Here is an 18,457-nt window from a genome sequence, read left to right on the forward strand (position 1 = left end):
CGTTACCTTCCGGCGCCATGAGACTTCTGGGAGTTGGCATGTGCGCGGCGGCTCTGCTGCTGGGGGTGGTGGCCGCCCCGGCGCAGGCCGCAGGCGAGTCACGGGACCTCCGGGGCGCGCGCTGGGCGCTGAAGGAGACCGGCAAGGACGCCCGCTTCCGCGGACTGGCGGCGGTGAGCCGGTCCACGGCCTGGGTGGCCGGCTCGAAGGGGACCGTGCTGCGCACCTCGGACGGCGGTCGCAGCTGGCGCGACGTCTCATCGCCGGGGGCCGTCGCGGAAGGGCTGGAGCTGCGGGACATCGAGGCCTTCGACGGGCGGCGCGCGGTCGCCCTGTCCATCGGCGAGGGCGAGGCCTCCAGGGTGCTGCGCACCGAGGACGGCGGCGCCACGTGGACGGAGACCTTCCGAAACCCCGACCCGCGGGCCTTCTACGACTGCCTCACCTTCTTCGACTCCCGCCACGGGCTCGCGATGAGCGACCCGGTGGACGGCAGGTTCCGCATCCTGTCCACGGACGACGGCGGCCGGAGCTGGCGGGTGCTGCCGAACGCCGGGATGCCGGACGCGCTGCCGGGCGAGGCGGGCTTCGCGGCGAGCGGCCAGTGCCTGGTGTCCGCCGGACCCCGCGACGTCTGGCTGGCCACCGGCGGGGGCCCGGTCGCGCGGGTGCTCCACTCCGCGGATCGCGGCCTGACCTGGCAGGTCGCCGACTCCACCCTCCCCGCGGGCGACCCGGCGCGCGGGGTCTTCGCCCTGGCCTTCAAGGACCGTACGAGGGGCCTGGCGGTCGGCGGCGACTACCGCACCGGGCAGGCCTCCCCGCAGGCCGCGGCGGTGTCCTCGGACGCGGGCCGCACCTGGAGCCCGGCATCGACCCCGCCGCCGGCCTACCGTTCGGGCGCGGCCTGGTTCCCGTACGGCGCCGGCACGGCCCTGGCGGTGGGCCCGACGGGTACGGACGTGACCCGGGACGGTGGCCGTACCTGGCGGGCGCTTGACCCGGGGTCGTTCGACACGGTCACCTGCACGGTTGACGGCGCCTGCTGGGCGGCGGGGGAGAAGGGGCGGGTCGGGCGTCTGGAAGGGGTGCGCGGGAGCTGACCGGAGCCACCTGCCGCCGTGCGCCGCCCGCAGCCCGAACATCGCCTTCGCGCGGGCCGCTGACTCCGGTTCCCACCGCCGTACGGCCCGGGGTGCGGGGCCTATCGGTTCCGCTCCCACGTCGTGAGCGCCGCGTCCGCCGCGTCGCGGACCTCCGGGACGGGGTGGGCCAGCAGGTCCCGCAACACCCGCAGCGCCGGGCCGAGTTCGCTGCCGGTCGATGCCGCCCGGCCCGCATGGTCCTCCGCCAGGCCCACCGCGTACAGGCCGGCGAACAGCCCGTCCCGGGGTGGGCGCGTGCCGCTGCGGCGCCGCGCGAACCACGTCGTCCCCGACGCGCCGATCGCCAGCGCCGCGTCGCGGGCCTCTGCCAGCGCGGCCGGGGAGACCCGGGGCGAGCGGCGGGCCAACGCCACCGCCGTACGGGCCGCGAGCAGCGGCCGGTCGCGTACCGCCCGCGCCTGTGCCCGTAGCTCCCGGGCCCGCTCGGACGCCGGTGCGGACGGGTCCCACAGCGCCGTCCGGGCCGCGACCGCCCAGCGCAGAGTCGCGTCCTGCTCAGCGATCAGCGCGATCGCGTCCCGCCAGACGGGCCGGCAGGCCTCGGGCAGACCTTGCCCCGCCGTTCGTTCGAGGCTCCCCGCCAGCGCCGCGATCCGGTGCAGGGCATCACGCGGGTCCCGGTCGGCCGGTTCGGCCCGCCCGGCGAGCCGCCAGGCCCGGTCGTCCGACCCGGCCTCCCGTACGTGCCGGCCCAGCAGCGCCGCCGTGACCGTCCTCAGCGCCGGACCGTACGCATCCGGATCGACCCGTGCCGCGTCCACGACCGCCTCTACGGCCGCCCGCCACACGACCCCGTGGCTCTCGGGCTCGACCGCCAGGCGCGGCAGCAGGCCCGCGTCCACGGCGGACGGCACCACGAGGGCCCAACGGTGCAGGACCCGACAGGCTTCGGCGACCGTCCGTGCGTCGAGCGCCGCGTCGGAAACTCCGTAGAGCGTCGTGTCGGAAGCTCGGTCGGGGGCCTCGCCAGAGGCCGGGCCGGCGCCGGCGGGGGAGTCCGTATGCGTGGGCGCCTGGGTGAGGAAGCGGTGGCACACCTCGGCCACCAGCTTCCCGTACAGCTCACGCGCCGCCGCCGGGAGGTCGAGCGGGTGCACGCGCAGCAGTGCCTCCCGCTCCGCCCTCGAACCCTCCCGCGCCGTCGTACGGAGGCACGCCTCCACCGGTCCCAGTGTGACGAGCCGCGCCGCCCGCGTCACCGCCGCCGCCCGTACGTCGCGGTGCTGGCCCGGCGCCGAGAACGCCGCCACCAGCAACTCTCCCGCGAGCGCCGCCGGCAGCCGGTCCGCCGCCAGCCGGACGATCTCCTTGCGGGCCGTCACCTTCGTGCCCGTCGCCCGCTCCAGCACCGGCCGGAACCGCGCCGCGAGCTCCGGCGGCGGCACGTGCGCGCACACCCGTCCGATCCCGTACACGGCGACGCGCGCCCGGTCGCCGTCGGCCCGCGCGAGCAGGTCGGGCAGGACCAGGCCGGGCCGTTCGGCTCCGGGCAGCGCGGCCAGGGCCGCCTCGGCGGTCGGTACGTGTGCCGATTCCGCGGCCTCCCGCACCGCCGGAAGCCCGCCGCCGCCCGGCACCGCCGCGAGTTCCCGCAGGAGTTCGTCGCCGGGGGACCGGTCCGGATCCGCCCGGTCCCGCAGCCCGGCCGCGAGCCAGTCGGCGACGGCCGCGCACGCTGCGTCGGTCCACCGGTGCGCGTACCCCCGTACCGGCGGCGGGACCCGGCGCAGGGACCCGCCCACCGCCTGGGCCGGGTCGTGGAAGCGGCCGCGGGGAGGCGAGTCCAAGGGGGTGGAGGCGAGGGCCGGCAACAGGTCGTCGGCCTGTCGCGCTACGAGCTCCACCACGCGGGGCAGCACGACGGCGGACGGATCCGCGGCGAGCAGGGCGCGTACCCGCTCGGCACGCGGACCCGCCGAGGCCAGCCACGGCACGCAGGCGCGTTCCGCCGGACCGCGCGCGCCGGTCAGCGCGATCCGCTCGACGATCTCCGCGAGCCACGGCTCCGCCCGTTCCCAACCGGGCTCCGACGAGAGGGACTCGGCGAGGGCGAGCGCGGGGACGGGATCGCCCGCGCCGAGGGACTCCGTCACCACGGGACGCACGGCGTCGAGCAGCGCCCGGGCCGCGGCGGCCGGCGGCGCCGGACGCAGGGCCCGCGTCACGAACGTGCCGAACCCGCCACCGGGAAGGTCGGGGTCGTCCGCGCGGGCCAGTGTGCGGACCGCCCACGCGGCGAGCGCGGGCAGAGCGGCGCAATCGGTTGCGGAGGGTTCCGCGGCGGGGTGCGTCCCGTGGGTCCCGTCCCCGGTCGTGTGCAGCAGGCGGCCCGCGAGGTGGGTGAGCGCCAGGAGGGTGCCGTACGAGAGGTCCCGCGCGGCGAGTGCGTCCGAGGCGATCCGCTCCAGCGCCGGCACCGCCGCCGCAGTGAACGTGTGCGTCGCCAGGGCGCCCAGCGCGCCCACGGCCACCTGGCGCACCGGGTCCTGCTCCGAGCGCAGACGGGCCAGCTCCGTCAGCACCTCGATGGTCGCCTCCGCACGCCGGGCCCGCGCCGCCGCGTGCACCAGAGCCCGCCAGGCGGCCGCCCGCTCGGCGGAGTCCGCCCGTCGGGTGTCCACCCGTAGCGCGGCGGCCTCGTCCCCGTACGGCAGGAAGGCCCGCAACTCCAGCAGCTCGATCGGCGCGGCGCCCCGGGCCCGCGCCCGGTCGATGGCTTGGCGGGCGAAGGACGCGGCGTCCCGGGCGGGCAGCAGGCGCATCAGCTCGGCCGGGAGCACCGCCGTATCGGGGCCGGCGGACGGGGCGGACGCGGAGCCCTCCTCGGCCCGGACCGCGTCGAGCACCGCTCCGCGCCGGCCGGGCGGGAGCGCGGGCAGCAGCGCCGCGAGCACCGGCGCGGGGACGGCCGCCGCACGGACCGCCGCGACGAGTTCGTCCTCGGGGACGGCGTCGGCGAAGCGGCGCGCACCGTTGACGGACAGCGTCCTCGCCGTGAGTACCAGACGGCCCCGCCCCCACAACCGCGCCGCGAGGCGGGGCCGGTGGGCGACGAAGGCGGGCAGGTGCGGGACGAGTCCGTGCGGGAGCCGCTCGGGACCGACCCGCTCGAACAGGTCCAGCGTCGCGCCCGGGTCGATCTGCGCCAGAGCGGCCAACGGGTCGCGGGCCTCCAGCAGCCACCAGAATTCACGGGCGGCCGGGGCCTGCGCCTCGGCCTCCCGGACCACGGTCTCGTACACGGCTTCGGGCACCCGGCGCGCCAACGGCAGCCAGGAGTGCAGGGCGTGCCGGAGCTCGGGGAGCAGCCGCCGCACGGTCGCGGGGGAGCAGGCGGGCAGCAGCCGCGCCGCTTCGCGGTCGCCCCAGGTCGCGCGGACGGCGTCGATCAGGGCATCGGGGAGCGCGGCCGGGGTGCGGTGCAGTGCGGTGACGAGCTGCTCGCGGGCCGCGGCCGTGACCCGGTCGGTCACCAGGGCTTCGGCGGTCGGACGTATGCGGCCGGTGCGGATCGCCGCCAGCGCCTGGGCGCGTACGGCCCCGTGAGGGTCGGTGAGCCCCGCGACGAGCAGGCCCGCGAGCCGGTCCCCGTGGGCCGGGTCGCAGGGGACGGAGCGGGCGCAGATCAGGGCCGTGGCCCGGGTGTCCGGGACATGCCGGTCGGGGTCGGCCAACTCCGTGAGCAGGTCGGGCACCTCGGCCGGGGGCAGCGCGCGCACCTGGGCGACGGCCGCGCGGATCCGCTCCCGGTGGGCGAGCGGAGCGAGCGAGGCGAGGAGCCGGGCTGCGGCCTCCCGGCCGGGCCGGGCGGAGTGCTGCGAGGGCTGCTGGGAGGTGCTCATGGGGCCATCGTGCAACAGGCGGCGGATGAGGAGCGAGGCAATTGCAAGGCACCGGCGGCAAGCCCTGCCACGAGGGCAACCCTCCCCAACCATGATGATTTGACCCGCTCCGTGCCGTGAAGGAAGGTCGGGGCATGGATCAGATCTTCGAGAAGTTCCGCACCCTGCCCGTCGAGGAGCAGCTCTCCCCGGCCCTCACCCGCCGCAGGTACGCGGACTTCCCCGTCCTCGTCGTGGACCACCCGCGAGCCGGACAGGCGTGTCTGAGCATCCAGGGCGGACAGCTCGTCACCTGGCGCCCGGCCGCCGCCCGCCCCGACGACCCCGGTGTGCTGTGGTCCGCCGATCCGGACCTGTGGCGGCGTGGAACGGCCGTGCGCGGAGGCGTCCCGCTGTGCTGGCCGTGGTTCGGCCCGTCCGGCCCCGCCGGCTCGCCCTCGCACGGCTTCGCGCGGACCACCGACTGGGAACTGACGGAGTGGGAGGAGGATGCGGACCGGGTCGTCGTGGAATGCACCCTGCGTCCCTCGCCGGCGACCCGCGCAGTGTGGCCCGAGGAGTTCGTCCTCGTAGCGCGGTACACCCTGACCGACACCTGCCTCATCGAGATCGAGGACCGCGGCGACCACACGGCCACCGCCGCGCTCCACACCTACGTACGGATCGGCGACCTCGGACGGGCACACCTCGCGGGCCTCGGCCCCGAACACACCGACGGGCTCACCCGGCGCCGCTACGAGGACGAAGACGGCACGCTGACCCCCCTGGACCACGTCGAGCGGTTCCAGACGGCGCCGGCGCCCGTCACCACGGTGCGGGACGAGGTGCTGGGAAGGATCGTCGCCCTCGCCCACCACGACCACAGCGACGTGGTGGTCTGGAACCCGGGCGCCGAACTCGCCCGGGGCATGGCCGACCTCGCGCCGCAGGAGCACCGGCACTTCGTGTGCGCGGAGACGGCACGGGTGGGACGGCCGCTCGTGGCCGAGGAAGGACGGCCGGGTCGACTGGCGGTAGAGCTTCGGATGACGGAGACGTGAGGGCAGGGAAAGCGAGAGAGGGGAAGCCCGACGCGATCAGCTCCCCGTCAGGGCCGTCGCCAGAAGTGCGGCGGTCCGGGCGATGAGGGGGTTGTCGGCCGGGGCGTCGGGGTGGGGCTTGGTCGTCAGGACGGCGATGACGAGGGGCGGCCGGCCGGGGGGCCAGGCGATGCCCACGTCGTTGTTGGTGCCGTACGCACCCCCGCCGGTCTTGTCCGCCACGGTCCAGCCCGCCGGCAGGCCGGCCCGCAGCCGCTCGCTGCCCGTGGTGTTGCCCAGCAGCCAGTCGGTGAGCCGCCGCCGGTCCGCCGGCTCGAGTGCGGAGCCGAGGACGAGGCGCTCGTAGGTCCGTCCGATGGCGTGCGGGGTGGTGGTGTCGGTGACCCGCCGGGGTTCGGCGCTGTTCAGCTCGGGTTCCCACCGGTCCAGACGGGTCGCCGGGTCCCCTGTCGAGCGGGCGAAGCGGGTGACGGCCGTCGGGCCGCCCAGCTCGCGCAGGAGCAGGTTGGCGGCGGCGTTGTCGCTGAAGCGGATCGTGGCGTCGCTCAGCTCCGCGATGGTCATCCCACGGGCGAGGTTCTCCGGCCGGCCGGTGACCGGGGCGTACCCGGAGGCGCCGGCCTCCTGCGCGGTGTAGCGGACGCGCTTGGCCAGGAACTCCCCGTCGCGGTCGAGGTCGCGCAGTACGGCGGCCACGGCCAGGGTCTTGAAGACCGAACACACGGGGAAGCGCTCCTGCGCCCGGTACCGCACGGTGCGCCCGGTGGCGGTGTCGTGGGCGTAGACGCCCAGGCGGGCGGAGTGCTCCCGTTCCAGTTCCGCCAACGCGTGCGCGACCGCGCCGCAGTCGGCGGGGGACGCCGTCGCGGCGAAGGCGCTCCCGCCCGCGGGCAGGGAGGCGGCCAGGGCCGCTCCGGCGCCCCACGCGAGCAGCGCGCGTCGGGACGGGGTCTTCCCTGTGGTGTTCACGGTCGTCCTCTTCCTCTCCGGACCAAGAAAGGCGGCGTTCGATGCGCCCATGGCCTTCGATCCGGGGGCCGGATCGTCCACTCACCTTGCCCCGAAAGGGGTACGGGTAGTCACGGAGGGTGAGATTCGGGCGTCCCGGCGGTGACCCGCCCCACAGGACCTAGGTCACATACGAGGCGGGATAGTAGTCCTTGAACGTCCCCTTCTCGCCCCCGCACACGGGCCCCCACCAGGGGTGATGCCCACCCGCGCCGAGGGGGGCCGTTGCGCCCCGGCTGCGAGGGCCACTAGTAAGAGGGGGCGTTGCCAGGTGCGTTCTACCCCCGTAGAACTGGATGAGTCGCAAGGCGGACGGAGATCCCCCCGGGCTCATCCCCGGTCCCGGTTCTCCCGCTTCCGCCGACGAACCCCTCTCCTTCGCGTGAGTGGCTCACGCACGTCTCCGGCGTGCTTGCGGCCGCCCTTGTCCCCGTCGAAAGGCCCGTCCGTGTCCCACTCCGTCATCCGCCGCATCGCCGCTTCGAAGAAGGCCCTCGCGGGTACCGTCCTCGCTCTGGGAGTCGCCGGTTCCATGCTGGCCGCGGTTCCGGCGCAGGCCGCCCCGATGAGTGCCAAGGCGATCGCCCAGCAGATGATCAAGGACCCGGGCCAGTTCGCGGCGTTCAACAACATCGTCTCGAGGGAGAGCGGCTGGGACCACACCGCCACGAACTCCTCCTCGGGCGCCTACGGCCTGGTCCAGGCCCTGCCGGCCTCGAAGATGGCCTCGGCGGGCTCGGACTGGAAGACCAACCCGGCCACCCAGATCAAGTGGGGCCTGGACTACATGAACTCCCGCTACGGCAGCCCCGAAGGCGCCTGGAGCTTCTGGCAGAACCACCACTGGTACTAAACCCACCAGCGGACCACGGAACACGGAACACGACAACGCTCGGCCGGACACCCCGGCCGAGCGTTTTTGCGTGTGCGGGCGCCGGGTCCACGAAAACTCGTGGCGGACGAAGGCGACCACTGTGACGTTTCCGGAGGCCGTGTGAAAGATCGAGGAGGTGGTACCCGTGAACGCAGTATCGACCTGGGTGCTCCCCTCCGGGGCCACGGTCGGGCGATAGACAGGCGGACCGCCGGACCCCTCCTCAGCCGCCCGACAGCCGGTACGCGTCACGCGCCAGGGTCAGCGCGATCAGGTCCCGGGGTCGGGACAGGGACTTCGACGTCAGGTGTTCCAGTCGGCGCAGCCGGTTGAAGACCGTGTTGCGGTGGCAGTACAGGCGGCTCGCCGCGCGGCCCGCTGAACCCTCCGCCGCCAGCCAGGCGTCGAGGGTCTCCAGCAGCATCGCCCGGTCGGCCGGGTCCAGGTCGAGCAGGGGGCCGAGCACCGCCTGGACCAGCTCGGCCGACAGCTCGGGCTGGCGCACCACCAGGGCCGTGGGCAGCCGGTCGGCCAGCCGTACCAGCACCCGTTCGTCCTGCCCGCAGGTCCGCAGCGCCGTCTCGGCCAGCCGCCGGGCCCGGCCCAGTTCGGCCAAGCCGTCCACCACCGGGCTGATGCCGCCCGGCCCCGGGCAGCGGTCCGCGAGCTCCGCCGCCAGATCGGCGGGCGAGGAGTCGCCCAGCGCCACCACGGCCAGCTCCCGCTCCGTACGCATCCGCCAGAACAGCCGCATCCCGCCCGCCGCCACCACCCGGTGCACCGAGTCGCCCCGGTCGGCGGGCAGCACCACCACCGCGTACCGCCCCTGCTCCGGCAGGTCCAGGGCCAGCGCCACCTGCGCGGCCAGGGCCGGCGCCGTGTCCCCCTCCAGCAGGGCGTCCAGCAGGGCCTGGGCCCGCTCGTCGCTGCGCCGGCGCATCTCCACCTCCGCGGTGCGGTACGCCTCCGCGGTCGCGGCCGCCTGCTGCTCGATCCCCGCCCACATGGCCCCGGCTGCGCGTGCCAGCACGGGCAACGCCTCCGGCTCCTTCTCGGTGACGATGTCCAGCAGCGCGTCCCAGGTGAGCCGGCCCGCCCTGCGGTACGCGTAGAGCAGCAGGTCCAGCGGCAGCCCCTGCTCGGCCCGCCGCCGGCCCAACTCCTCCGCGTACGCGAGGTCCCTGCGCGGGCCGGACCTGGGTGCGGCGAAGGCCTCGATGCCGTAGTGCATGGCCTCGCTGACCTGTTGCCAGTGTTCGTCCCGCGGAACGGCCAGGTCGAACAGCGGCGAGTGCTTCGTCAGGTCCCTGATGAGCTGGTCGGTGAGTCCGGGGATGTCGGCGATCAGTACCTCCGCCGCCGACACCAGGACCGACCACTCCTGTTCCGTGCGCGTTCTGCGTCCACCCATGGCCGCTGAGGATGTCACCCCGTCCGCGCCGCCGTAAGGGGCGCGCGCGACAGGTCTGTGCGCGTGCACAACGGGCTCCTGTCCGGGCTGGTCATCGGCAGCGATTCCGCATCGGGCCGTGGACGCCCGCCCCGGCCCGGTGCTGATGTGTGCGCCAGCACAAGGCCGCCCAGAGGAAGGAGAGGACGTGGGTTCGCTGCAAGTACGTGCTCTGTCCATCGGCTACGGGCCGGTCCGGGCACTGCGCTCCGTATCGCTCGACGTGCCCGCCGGCGCGGTGGTCGTCGTACTCGGCGGGAACGGCGCCGGGAAGTCGACGCTGCTGCGCGCGGTGTCCCGGACGCTCGGATTCCACCGGGGAGCCGTCACGGGCGGGAGCATCGCCTTCGACGGGAGGCCGCTGGACGGGCTCACCCCGGACCGGGTCGTGGCCGCCGGGGTGGTGCAAGTACCCGAGGGGCGCAAGGTGTTCACCCGGATGACCGTCGCGGACAACCTCCGTGCCGGGGCCCTGGGGGGCCGCGCGGGATCCCGCGCCGATACGGCCCGCTCCCTGGCCCGGGTGCACGAGCTGTTCCCCGTACTGGCCCAGCGGGCGCGGCAGCGGGCCGGACTGCTGTCCGGCGGCGAACAGCAGATGCTCGCCCTGGGCCGGGCCCTGATGGCCCGCCCGCGTCTGCTGCTGCTCGACGAACCCACCCTCGGGCTCGCGCCCAAGATGGCCGCCACCATCGCCGAGACCATCACCGAGATCAACGCCTCGGGCGCCTCGGTCCTCCTCGTCGAGCAGAACGCCGCCCTCGCGCTGCGGCTCTCCTCCCACGCCTACGTCCTGGAGGTCGGCGAGGTCACCCTCGACGGCCCGGCCGCCGAACTGGCCGCCTCGGACGAGGTACGGCGCCGCTACCTCGGCATCACGGACGAGACCGCACCCGATCCGGCCACCGCCGGGGCGCGGCGGGAACTGCGCAGGTGGTCGGCATGAACGCGAACGCCTCACCTCCGCCGCTCACCGTCACCGACGTCACCGTCCGCTTCTCCGGCCTGACCGCGCTCGACTCGGTCTCCTTCACGGTGGACCCCGGCAGCGTCCACGCCGTCATCGGACCCAACGGAGCGGGCAAGTCCACCTGCTTCAACGTGCTGTCCGGGGTCTACCGGGCCACCGGCGGAAGCGTCCGCTTCGGCGCCGCCGAGCTCACCGGCCTCGCCCCGCACGCCGTCGCGGCCCTCGGTATCGCCCGCACCTTCCAGAACCTGGCACTTCCCCCGCACACCACCGTCGCCGACAGCCTCCTACTGGGGCGCCACCGGCTGATGCGGACCGGCTTCCTGGCCGCCGGACTGCGGCTGCCCGCCGCCGCCCGCGAGGACCGCCGGCACCGCGAACGCGTCCGGGAGATCGCCGAGTTCGTCGGGCTGGACGGCGACCTCGCGGCGCCCGCCGGCTCGCTCCCGTACGGAAAGCAGAAACTCGTCGAGCTGGCCCGGGCCCTGTGCATGGAGCCCCGGCTGCTGCTCCTCGACGAACCCGTCGCCGGCATGACCGCCGACGAGAGGCAGCGCACCGCCGCCGTCATCGCGGGCGTCCGGGACGGCCTCGGCATCTCGATCGTGCTGGTCGAACACGACATGGGGGTGGTGATGCGGCTCGCGGACGCGGTGACCGTACTCGACTTCGGCAGGCGCATCGGCGGCGGGACTCCCGCACAGGTGCAGAACGACCCCGCCGTGGTCCGCGCCTACCTGGGAGAGGAGGAGCCGGCCGCATGACCACATTCCTCGAACTGCTCCTCGGCGGGCTCTCCATGGGCTCCGTTTACGCACTGATCGCCCTCGGCTTCGTGGTCATCTTCAAGGCCACCGAAGTGGTCAACTTCGCGCACGCCTCCCTGCTGCTGGCCGGCGGGTACGTCACCGCGACCCTGCACGAGGAGCTCGGCTTCTGGGGCGCGCTCCTGGCCGGTGCCCTCTCGGCGGCCGCCGTCGGGGCGGCCATCGAGTTCCTGGTGATGCGGCGCTACCGCGGCCAGGACCAGAGCGTGCTGGCCATCGTCACCATCGGCGTCGACATCCTCCTCATCACCGACCTGACCCGGCGCCTCGGCACCGACGTGCTCTCGCTCGGCGACCCGTGGGGCGACCGCGTGGTCCACCTCGGCGCCGTCACGGTGCCCCAGACCCGGATCGCGGCCATCCTCGCCGCCGGGCTGCTGATCACCGTATTCCTGCTCGTGTTCCGGCACACCTCCTGGGGCGTGGCCATGCGCGCCGCCGCCGAACAGCCGGAGACGGCCGCGCTGATGGGCGTACGGCTGGGCCGGGTCTCGCTCGCGGCCTGGGCCGTGGCCGGGGCGCTGGCCGCCGTCGCCGCGCTCTTCCTGACGGTCTTCCCCACGCCCGGCCTGGAGCGGGCCACCTCCCTCGCCGCCCTGAAGGCCTTCCCGGCCGCGATCCTCGGCGGTCTCGACTCCACCTCCGGCGCACTGGCCGGCGGCCTGATCGTGGGAGTCACCGAGGCGCTGGCCACCGGCTACCAGGGCCAGTTGACCTTCCTCGGACGGGGCATCGGCGACCTGGCCCCGTACCTGGTGATGGTCGCGGTCCTGCTGATCCGTCCCGCCGGACTCTTCGGCACGAAGGAGCTCGCCCGTGTCTGACACCCGCAGCCCCGTGCTGCACCCCGAGGCCGTCGCCCCGGCGGCGGCCACCCGGCCGCGGCTGCTCAACGCCCGGAACGCGGCAGTGGCGGCCGCCGGCCTGCTCCTCCTCGCCCTGCCGTTCTACCTCGACCGGTTCTGGCTGCAGGCCGGGCTGTTCGCCATCGCCGCCGCCATCGGGGCCATCGGGCTCAACCTGCTCACCGGAGCCACCGGTCAGCTGTCGATGGGGCACGCCTTCTTCCTCGCCGTCGGCGCCTACGGGTACTGCGCGCTCGCCGGGGACGGCAGCACGGTGGGCGGTCACACTCTGGTCGGCCTCGGCCTGCCCAGCTGGCTCGCCGCGGTCCTGGCCGTCGCCCTCGCCGGGGCGGCGGGCGGCCTCTTCAGCCCCATCGCCGGCCGCCTGCGCGGTGCGTACCTCGGCATCGCCACGCTCGCGCTGATCTTCATCGGCCAGCACGTGCTGTTCAACGCCACCAGCGTCACCGGCGGGTTCAACGGCCGGGAGGTGGAGCCGCTGTCCCTCTTCGGCTTCACCTTCGACGACACCGAGACCGTCATCGCCGCCGTCCCCTTCCAGTCCGCCGAGAAGCTCTGGTACGTCGGCCTCTCCGCCCTCCTGTGCGGCGCCCTGTTCGCGCGCGGCGTCCTGCGTGGCCGGCCCGGCCGGGCCATGAACGCCCTGCGCGACCACAGCATCGCCGCCGGGGTGATGGGAGTGCCGGTCGCCCGGTACCGGGCCGCGGTCTTCGTCCTGTCGTCCATGTACGCGGGGCTCGCCGGCGTCCTGCTCGCCCTGGTCTTCCAGCGCACCGTGCCCGACTACTTCGGCATGGTGCTGTCCCTGGAGTACCTCGCCATGATCGTGATCGGCGGCCTCGGCACCGTCTCGGGCGCCGTCGTGGGCGCCGTCTTCGTCTCCCTCCTGCCCCAACTCCTCACCCGCTACAGCGAAGCCCTCCCGCTGGTGTCCGCCCCCGGAACGGGCGGGGTCTCGCCGGGCGAGGCCTCCCGCTACCTGTACGGAGCGGCCGTCGTCGTGGCCGTCCTGTTCCTGCCCGGTGGCCTCACCGGCATCACCCGGATCGCCCGCACCCGCACCCGCACCACACCCTCGAAGGAGCGAACGTGAACAGAAGAAGGCACGCTGCCGCGGCCCTGGCGGCCGCACTCGTCCTGACCGGCGCCGCCGGGTGCAGTGGCAAGGCCAAGACCGCCGAGGGGGACAAGCCCGCCGCGGGCGGGATCAAGGCCGGGGCCGGGGTGAGCGACAAGACCATCAAGCTCGGCGCGCTCACCGACATGACCGGCGTCTACGCCTCGCTCGGCAAGAGCGTCACCCAGGCCCAGCAGCTGTGGGTCAAGCAGACCAACGCGGCGGGCGGCATCTGCGGCCGCACCATCGAGCTGACGGTGCGCGACCACGGCTACGACCCGCAGAAGGCCCTCGCCGCCTACACCGAGCTGGAGCCCTCGGTGCTGGGCTTCGCCCAGTTCATCGGCTCCCCGTTCGTCGCCGCCGTGAAACAGCGGATCGACGGCCAGGACAAGGGTCTGGTCATCCCGCAGGCCTGGTCCGCCTCGCTGCTCGGCAGCCCGTACATCCGTACGGTGGGTGCCACGTACGACGTGGAGACCATCAACGCCGTCGGCTTCCTCCTCGACCAGAAGCGGATCGCCTCGGGCGACAAGATCGGGCACGTCTACTTCGAGGGCGACTACGGCGAGAACGCGCTGACCGGGGCCAAGGCCATCGCCGCGGAGGCCGGGCTGACCGTCGTCGAACAGAAGATCAAGCCGACCGACAACGACATGACGGCCCAGGTCGCAGCCCTCAAGCAGGCCGGGGTCAAGGCCGTGGTCGTCAGCGCCGGCCCCCGCCAGGCCGCCTCGCTCGTCGGAGTCGCCGCAGCGGGTGGCTGGGGCGTCCCGATCGTCGGCAACAACTCGGCCTTCGCACCGCAGCTCCTGGCCACCCCGGCGGGCGCGGCCCTGCAGAAGGACTACTACGTCGCCTCCTCGGCCCTGCCGATCGGCTCGACGGAGGCCGGCCCGGCGGCCCTGGCCGCGGCGTACAAGGCGGAGTACCCGGACGCGGGCCTGGACAACGGCGTGGTGGCCGGCTTCACCGCCGGCGCCCTGTTCGGGGAGGTCCTGAAGAAGGCCTGCGCCGACAAGGACCTGACCCGCGAGGGCATCCGGGCGGCGCTGCTGAGCCTGAAGTCCTACGACAACGGCTTCGGCATCACCCACGACTTCTCGGACCCGAAGGCCCCCTCCACCCGGCAGAGCGTGATCATGAAGCCCGACGCGACGGTGCCCGGCGGCATGAAGGTGGTCAAGGAGGCCACCGCCGCGCCCGCCGCGAGGAAGTTCACGCCCGCTTCCTGAGCGGCGGGCACGGAAACGGCGGTGCCGCCCCGACCGGTGTCGGGGCGGCCTGCCGGTCCCCTACGGACGCGCCGTGAAGGCCGCTTCGGTGAACTCCGCGACCTCGCTGAAGCCGAGCCGGCGGTAGAGCCGGACGGCGGTGGCGTTGTCCGCCCGGACGTTCAGTCCGATGTGGTCCGCGGTCTTTGCCAGCCGTCGGCACAGCGCGGCGACGCAGGCGCTGCCGGCGCCCTGTCCGCGTACCCGCGGGTGCGTGGTGACGTTCCCGAGCGCGGCGACCCGGTACGCGGCCGAGTGGACGTGTACGCCCGCCACGGCGACCAGTTGCCCGTCCTGCCGGGCGCCGAGGTACTGGCCGGTGTCGAGCATGCGGTGGTCGAACCAGTTGCCCGGGTACGCCTGTTCGAACAGTTCGAGCAGCTCCGGGAGGTCGTCGCGGCTCAGCGGGGCGGGCCGCCACGGTCCGGCGGGGTACCGGTCGGCCAGGCCGGGCTCGGTCAGCGCCATCCGGAGCAGGGTGCTGTGCGACTCCGCGGCGTACGCGGATTCCAGTACCTTCGCGGCGTTCCCGGTCAGATGCCCGAGGAAGCGCCGGGGGAGTACGGGCAGCAGTGCCTCGGCGAGCTCCTCCAGCGCGGCGGCCTGCCCGGGGCGGGTGAACCCCAGCAGTGTCGGGATGTCGCCCACGGCGTAGAGCAGTGCCACCGGCCCGTCGTCGGAGAGGGCGTACCAGCTGGTGTGGGGCCAGGGCAGGTCGTCGAGGTCGCCGAGCTCCATCAGGTTCATGGCCGGATCCCGTTCGAAGCGGGCGGCCAGGGCTGACCGGTCGTGAAGGCTGTGCAGGATCACCCGCACAGAGTACGCGGGGCATGATCAGGTTCGACGGCGAGGTGGTGGCCACGGGCGGGGAACGCGGCGACGCCCCGCACCGAAACGGTGCGGGGCGTCGGGATGCTGTGGCTCAGATAGGACGGATGTCCTCGGCCTGCGGGCCCTTCTGGCCCTGGGTGACCTGGAACTCGACCTTCTGGCCCTCCTGGAGCTCACGGAAGCCCTGGGCGTTGATGTTGGAGTAGTGGGCGAAGACGTCGGGGCCGCCGCCGTCCTGCTCGATGAAGCCGAAGCCCTTTTCCGAGTTGAACCACTTCACAGTTCCGGTGGCCATCTTTTGCTCCCTGTCGGGGACGAGGGTCCTCGCTTGTGAGGACCCGGGTGTGGGTTGCTTGCCCTGGTCCTCCGACGCTTGGTGAAGCGGTACTTCGGACACACGACTGCCGATCACGAGGCATGATCTACCCACTTGCCCGAGGAGGGCAAACCGATGATCGGTTTGCCCCGGCATGGGCACCTCCCCAAGGGTGGTCGGCAGGCCCACGACATGCTGCCTCTAGGGTGGTGCTCATGGAGTCGTACACGATGGGGCAGGCCGCCGAGCTGCTGGGTGTGAGCGTGGACACGGTGCGGCGGTGGGCGGACGCGAACCGCTTCCCGACCCACCGGCAGGGCAACCGGCGCATCGTGGAGGGGCCCGACCTGGCCGCCTTCTGCGTGGAGGTCGCCCAAGAACGCGCCGATGACGAGGACACCCCGTACACCTCGGCGCGCAACGCGTTCCCGGGAATCGTGACCGGGATCAAGCTGGGCGGCGTCTCGGCGCAGGTGGAGGTCCAGGCGGGTCCGCACCGGGTGGTGTCGCTGCTGACCCGGGAGGCCGCCCTGGAACTCGGCCTGGAGCCGGGCGTGACGGTCACCGCCCGGGTGAAGTCGACCAGCGTGCACGTCGAACGCGGCTGAACGGCCCTCCGTCTCCTCCCGGGGACCGCCGTCGGCGCCCTCGACGCCGTCCCCCACCTGACCGGCGGGGGAGCAGCGCCTCAGGCGCGGCGGATCCGCCAGAGCCATGCCGTCGTGCCGGCCAGCAGGACGAGCGCCGCCACGTTGGCGAGGTTGGCCGCGGTGTCGCCCGCCGGTGCGGCGACGGACAACTTCCAGATGCCGATGGCGAGGGTCGGCAGGACCGCGGTGAGCAGAACGCCGGTCGTCTTCTGGCGGGCGGTCCAGTGCACCGAGGTGCAGAGGAGCACCGCGCCGATGACGCGGAACAAGGTGCTCAGGAATCCCAGGGCGGCGCTGTAGGGGAGGACCGCGGCCACGAGGAAGGGGACGGTGAGCATCAGGAGCGGGATCAGGGGGTGCACCCTGCCCCGGCGGACGGGTGCGCCGGCGCCGCTCCGGGCCGGGGTCCCGACGGCCTCGTCGCCCGCCTCGGCCAGTGCCGTCGCCGCGATCGTACGGGGGTCCCCCAGCTCCCCCAGGACCTCGCCGATCGCGACGTGGGGACGTTCGGCGCGCGTCACCTCGATGTGTTCGGCGAGGTCGGCGAGGAGTTCCCGGCGACGGTCGGCGGGCAGTGCGGAAGCCTCGCGCTCGACGGCGGAGAGGTAGTCGCGTACGGGGTCGGCCGAGGTCTTCATGCGGAGTCTCCGGTGGCGTGGTGCGGGGTGGCGAGGAAGTCGTCGACGGCGTTGCGGAAGCCGGGCCAGACGCGGGTGAACTCGTCGAGCGCGGCGCGGCCGCTGTCGGTGAGCGCGTAGTAGCGGCGGGGAGGTCCGGAGGCGGACTCCTGCCAGGTCGTGGTGACCAGGTCGTCGCGCCGCAGCCGGGAGAGCAGCGGGTAGACCGTGCCCTGGCTGGTGGCCAAGGTCCCGGAGTCCTCCAGGGCGTGGAGGAGCTCCACGCCGTAGCGGGGGCGGTCCCTCATCAGGGCGAGTACGCAGTACTCCAGGACCCCCTTGCGCAGCTGGGCGGCTGCCCGGGCCTGCTTGGTCGAATCACCTGGTTCCATGCGATGCAAGATACCTGGTGACGCCAATGGATAGGAAGGGGGGTGCGGAACCGGGTGCCGGTACGTGCCCTCGCCGGACCCGTGTGACTGATACTTGATCACGTGGACGGGGGGAAGCGCGGCCGTGGGTCAACCGGTGAAGGACTGGTTCACGGCCAGGTCAAAGGGTGTGGGTGATCGCATGGGCTCGCTGGTGGCGTCGGAAGCCGTCGTGGCGCGCGAGGACAGGTTCGACTGGTTCTGCGAGACGGTGTCCAGCGATGTGATGCCGGTCATGCTCAGCACCCCGCACACGGACGACTTCCGCGCGAAGTTCACGGACCTGGACCTCGGCGTGGTGCGGTTGTCCGCCTTGAGGTGCTCACCGGTGCTCTCGCGCCGTACCGCGGCGCACGTCCGGCGTGGTGATCCCGAGCACGTGCAGCTGGCGCTCATCACCCAAGGCGCTTTCAAGATCTCCCAGCGGGGCAGCGAGTCGGTGGTCGCGGGGGGACTCGTGCTCACGGACACCTCACGGCCGAGCGAAGGGGCCAGCGCGGGCGGGCAGGGCGAGGCGATCGTGCTGCAGATTCCCCGCACGGCCCTGGCGCTGCGCCCGGACCGCGTGGACCGCCTCCTTGCACGGAACCTGGCCGCAGACAGAGGGTCCGGGGCAGTCTTCGCCGACTTCCTGAAGACGCTGCTCACGCACGGCCCGCGCTGCCGCCCGGAGGAGCTGCGCGGGATGGGGTCCGTCGCCCTCGACCTGGCCACCGCCTGTCTCGCGCAGCAGCTCGGCGATCCGGGTGAGGCGCCTGCTGCGGTGCGTGCACAGGAGACGCTGCAGCGGATCCACCGTTTCATCGAGAACAACCTCGGCGACCCGGGCCTGACCCCCCAGATGATCGCGGATCGGCACAACGTGTCCCTGCGAGGTCTCTACGCCCTCTTCGCGGGCCAGGACCTGAGCATCGCGGCACGCATCCGCGAAAGCCGGCTGGAGCGCGCCCACGCCGACCTCGCACGAGGGGAACTGGGCGGTCGGCCCGTTCAAGTGATCGCGGCTCGCTGGGGATTCTCCAGCGCCACCGCGTTCAGCCGTGCGTTCCGTGAAGCCTACGGAATCACCCCCACCGAACACCGGGCGTCGTCCCTGGCCACCCCGGGGCGCGCTCGCCCGGGCTCGTAGGGGCCCGCAGGGTCGCCTTCGGTGCATCCGGGCCGGGCCAACCCGCGCG

At 73.8% G+C, this 18,457-nt stretch carries 18 protein-coding genes; 10 read left to right on the top strand and 8 right to left on the bottom strand.

The features are described 5' to 3' along the window. The first annotated feature begins 38 nt into the window (after window positions 1-38). Window positions 39-1,103 (top strand): WD40/YVTN/BNR-like repeat-containing protein, encoded by a 1,065-nt coding sequence (locus AC3IYI_RS38195; RefSeq protein WP_489408019.1) that lies wholly within the window; start codon window positions 39-41, stop codon window positions 1,101-1,103. Window positions 1,104-1,204: 101 nt separating this feature from the next. Here the strand turns inward: AC3IYI_RS38195 and AC3IYI_RS38200 are convergent, their stop codons facing one another. Further along, window positions 1,205-5,008, bottom strand: coding sequence for a hypothetical protein (locus AC3IYI_RS38200; protein WP_489408020.1), 3,804 nt, complete (start codon window positions 5,006-5,008; stop codon window positions 1,205-1,207). A gap of 134 nt (window positions 5,009-5,142) precedes the next feature. On the opposite strand from AC3IYI_RS38200, the gene AC3IYI_RS38205 reads away from it, so the two are divergent. Then, window positions 5,143-6,048, top strand: coding sequence for a D-hexose-6-phosphate mutarotase (locus AC3IYI_RS38205; protein WP_489408021.1), 906 nt, complete (start codon window positions 5,143-5,145; stop codon window positions 6,046-6,048). A gap of 36 nt (window positions 6,049-6,084) precedes the next feature. Here AC3IYI_RS38205 and bla read toward each other — a convergent pair whose 3' ends face one another. Beyond that, window positions 6,085-7,068 (bottom strand): class A beta-lactamase, encoded by a 984-nt coding sequence (gene bla / locus AC3IYI_RS38210; RefSeq protein WP_489408022.1) that lies wholly within the window; start codon window positions 7,066-7,068, stop codon window positions 6,085-6,087. Window positions 7,069-7,504: 436 nt separating this feature from the next. Between bla and AC3IYI_RS38215 the strand changes: the two genes are divergently transcribed. Continuing rightward, on the top strand, window positions 7,505-7,909 hold the full coding sequence (locus AC3IYI_RS38215; RefSeq protein WP_489408023.1) for an aggregation-promoting factor C-terminal-like domain-containing protein: 405 nt from the start codon (window positions 7,505-7,507) through the stop codon (window positions 7,907-7,909). A gap of 244 nt (window positions 7,910-8,153) precedes the next feature. Here AC3IYI_RS38215 and AC3IYI_RS38220 read toward each other — a convergent pair whose 3' ends face one another. After that, window positions 8,154-9,341, bottom strand: a complete 1,188-nt coding sequence (locus AC3IYI_RS38220) for a PucR family transcriptional regulator (RefSeq protein ID WP_489408024.1) — start codon at window positions 9,339-9,341, stop codon at window positions 8,154-8,156. A 187-nt stretch (window positions 9,342-9,528) separates the two neighbouring features. Here AC3IYI_RS38220 and AC3IYI_RS38225 point away from each other — a divergent pair, with 187 nt between their 5' ends. Genes AC3IYI_RS38225 through AC3IYI_RS38245 form a run of 5 tightly spaced genes read left to right on the top strand, consistent with a single transcriptional unit; the run spans window position 9,529 to window position 14,395 of the window. After that, window positions 9,529-10,326, top strand: a complete 798-nt coding sequence (locus tag AC3IYI_RS38225; protein WP_489408025.1) for an ABC transporter ATP-binding protein — start codon at window positions 9,529-9,531, stop codon at window positions 10,324-10,326. After that, window positions 10,323-11,114 (top strand): ABC transporter ATP-binding protein, encoded by a 792-nt coding sequence (locus AC3IYI_RS38230; RefSeq protein ID WP_243336889.1) that lies wholly within the window; start codon window positions 10,323-10,325, stop codon window positions 11,112-11,114. The genes AC3IYI_RS38225 and AC3IYI_RS38230 overlap by 4 nt, the downstream gene beginning before the upstream one ends. Continuing rightward, complete coding sequence (locus tag AC3IYI_RS38235; RefSeq protein ID WP_422517887.1) at window positions 11,111-12,001, top strand: branched-chain amino acid ABC transporter permease; 891 nt, start codon at window positions 11,111-11,113, stop codon at window positions 11,999-12,001. Before AC3IYI_RS38230 ends, AC3IYI_RS38235 begins: the two co-directional genes overlap by 4 nt. Next, the gene (locus tag AC3IYI_RS38240) at window positions 11,994-13,136 is read left to right on the top strand and encodes a branched-chain amino acid ABC transporter permease (protein WP_489408026.1); all 1,143 of its coding nucleotides are present in this window, start codon (window positions 11,994-11,996) and stop codon (window positions 13,134-13,136) included. Before AC3IYI_RS38235 ends, AC3IYI_RS38240 begins: the two co-directional genes overlap by 8 nt. Then, entirely contained in the window at window positions 13,133-14,395 is a 1,263-nt protein-coding gene (locus tag AC3IYI_RS38245) for an ABC transporter substrate-binding protein (protein ID WP_489408027.1), read from the top strand. Before AC3IYI_RS38240 ends, AC3IYI_RS38245 begins: the two co-directional genes overlap by 4 nt. A gap of 60 nt (window positions 14,396-14,455) precedes the next feature. Here the strand turns inward: AC3IYI_RS38245 and AC3IYI_RS38250 are convergent, their stop codons facing one another. Both AC3IYI_RS38250 and AC3IYI_RS38255 read right to left on the bottom strand, forming a co-directional pair. Next, on the bottom strand, window positions 14,456-15,244 hold the full coding sequence (locus AC3IYI_RS38250; RefSeq protein ID WP_489408028.1) for a GNAT family N-acetyltransferase: 789 nt from the start codon (window positions 15,242-15,244) through the stop codon (window positions 14,456-14,458). A 112-nt stretch (window positions 15,245-15,356) separates the two neighbouring features. Continuing rightward, window positions 15,357-15,560 carry a cold-shock protein gene (locus AC3IYI_RS38255; protein ID WP_385382650.1) on the bottom strand — a complete coding sequence of 68 codons (204 nt, stop codon included), beginning with the start codon at window positions 15,558-15,560 and terminating at the stop codon, window positions 15,357-15,359. 236 nt (window positions 15,561-15,796) lie between these two features. Between AC3IYI_RS38255 and AC3IYI_RS38260 the strand changes: the two genes are divergently transcribed. Then, on the top strand, window positions 15,797-16,189 hold the full coding sequence (locus AC3IYI_RS38260) for a TOBE domain-containing protein (protein WP_489408029.1): 393 nt from the start codon (window positions 15,797-15,799) through the stop codon (window positions 16,187-16,189). An 80-nt stretch (window positions 16,190-16,269) separates the two neighbouring features. Here the strand turns inward: AC3IYI_RS38260 and AC3IYI_RS38265 are convergent, their stop codons facing one another. From AC3IYI_RS38265 to AC3IYI_RS38275, 3 genes are all read right to left on the bottom strand, one after another. Beyond that, entirely contained in the window at window positions 16,270-16,869 is a 600-nt protein-coding gene (locus AC3IYI_RS38265; RefSeq protein WP_489408030.1) for an HAAS signaling domain-containing protein, read from the bottom strand. Beyond that, window positions 16,866-17,240 (bottom strand): PadR family transcriptional regulator, encoded by a 375-nt coding sequence (locus tag AC3IYI_RS38270; protein WP_489408031.1) that lies wholly within the window; start codon window positions 17,238-17,240, stop codon window positions 16,866-16,868. The genes AC3IYI_RS38265 and AC3IYI_RS38270 overlap by 4 nt, the downstream gene beginning before the upstream one ends. Window positions 17,241-17,369: 129 nt before the next feature. Continuing rightward, the gene (locus tag AC3IYI_RS38275) at window positions 17,370-17,516 is read right to left on the bottom strand and encodes a hypothetical protein (protein WP_489411912.1); all 147 of its coding nucleotides are present in this window, start codon (window positions 17,514-17,516) and stop codon (window positions 17,370-17,372) included. Here AC3IYI_RS38275 and AC3IYI_RS38280 point away from each other — a divergent pair. Further along, window positions 17,506-18,408, top strand: coding sequence for an AraC-like ligand-binding domain-containing protein (locus AC3IYI_RS38280; protein WP_489411816.1), 903 nt, complete (start codon window positions 17,506-17,508; stop codon window positions 18,406-18,408). The genes AC3IYI_RS38275 and AC3IYI_RS38280 overlap by 11 nt on opposite strands. The last annotated feature ends 49 nt before the right edge of the window (window positions 18,409-18,457 follow it).

Source organism: Streptomyces sp. GL_148, assembly GCF_057834205.1.

Bases quoted from the DNA above. Each gene is read 5' to 3' on its own strand.
- AC3IYI_RS38195 (WP_489408019.1), top strand. From the start codon at position 39: ATGTGCGCGGCGGCTCTGCTGCTGGGGGTGGTGGCCGCCCCGGCGCAG.
- AC3IYI_RS38200 (WP_489408020.1), bottom strand. From the start codon at position 5,008: ATGAGCACCTCCCAGCAGCCCTCGCAGCACTCCGCCCGGCCCGGCCGG.
- AC3IYI_RS38205 (WP_489408021.1), top strand. From the start codon at position 5,143: ATGGATCAGATCTTCGAGAAGTTCCGCACCCTGCCCGTCGAGGAGCAG.
- bla (WP_489408022.1), bottom strand. From the start codon at position 7,068: ATGGGCGCATCGAACGCCGCCTTTCTTGGTCCGGAGAGGAAGAGGACG.
- AC3IYI_RS38220 (WP_489408024.1), bottom strand. From the start codon at position 9,341: ATGGGTGGACGCAGAACGCGCACGGAACAGGAGTGGTCGGTCCTGGTG.
- AC3IYI_RS38230 (WP_243336889.1), top strand. From the start codon at position 10,323: ATGAACGCGAACGCCTCACCTCCGCCGCTCACCGTCACCGACGTCACC.
- AC3IYI_RS38235 (WP_422517887.1), top strand. From the start codon at position 11,111: ATGACCACATTCCTCGAACTGCTCCTCGGCGGGCTCTCCATGGGCTCC.
- AC3IYI_RS38255 (WP_385382650.1), bottom strand. From the start codon at position 15,560: ATGGCCACCGGAACTGTGAAGTGGTTCAACTCGGAAAAGGGCTTCGGC.
- AC3IYI_RS38260 (WP_489408029.1), top strand. From the start codon at position 15,797: ATGGAGTCGTACACGATGGGGCAGGCCGCCGAGCTGCTGGGTGTGAGC.
- AC3IYI_RS38265 (WP_489408030.1), bottom strand. From the start codon at position 16,869: ATGAAGACCTCGGCCGACCCCGTACGCGACTACCTCTCCGCCGTCGAG.
- AC3IYI_RS38270 (WP_489408031.1), bottom strand. From the start codon at position 17,240: ATGGAACCAGGTGATTCGACCAAGCAGGCCCGGGCAGCCGCCCAGCTG.
- AC3IYI_RS38280 (WP_489411816.1), top strand. From the start codon at position 17,506: ATGCCGGTCATGCTCAGCACCCCGCACACGGACGACTTCCGCGCGAAG.
- AC3IYI_RS38275 (WP_489411912.1), bottom strand. From the start codon at position 17,516: ATGACCGGCATCACATCGCTGGACACCGTCTCGCAGAACCAGTCGAAC.